At 40.1% G+C, this 411-nt stretch carries 1 pseudogene; it reads left to right on the top strand.

Features of this window, described 5'->3' with window-relative positions:
* Window positions 1-411: pseudogene (locus RTP52_RS12605) on the top strand (sugar ABC transporter substrate-binding protein); the annotation flags it as partial.

The raw sequence follows: 411 nt of genomic DNA, 5'->3' as shown, positions 1-411 counted from the left end.
GTATTGAAGGTCAAGATTATATGGCTGGTGACGGTGGGGTTTTCTATCGTACAGACGAACAACGTAATAATGCCGTAAGTCAGGATTATCAGGTTGCTAATTTGTGTAAATACTCTTATTTCCCACAATTAGAAGGTATGAATCCTGATGGAATTAATGCATGGGAGCCAGGCAGTCAGCCAGGAGAGTTCTTTGATGCTCTTAAGCCAGAGGTTCAGGAATGCTTAAAGGCATATGGTGCAGAAACCTATGTTCAGTTGTTAAATCCAGCAGGAGAAAATTCACCTTGGTTCCCAATGTGGTCTTATTCCAATACATTTACCTCAGATACAGATCATGGAATGGCAAAGGTAAATATGGATGAAATTAAACACGAGTATCTACCTAAGGCTGTTATGTCGAAAGACTTTG

The sequence above is a fragment of the Lachnoclostridium sp. genome, from assembly GCF_031997925.1.
Taxonomy (GTDB): domain Bacteria; phylum Bacillota; class Clostridia; order Lachnospirales; family Lachnospiraceae; genus Lachnoclostridium.
The sequence above is the reverse complement of the archived record's forward strand: the minus strand, read 5'-3'. Positions and strand labels throughout refer to the sequence as shown.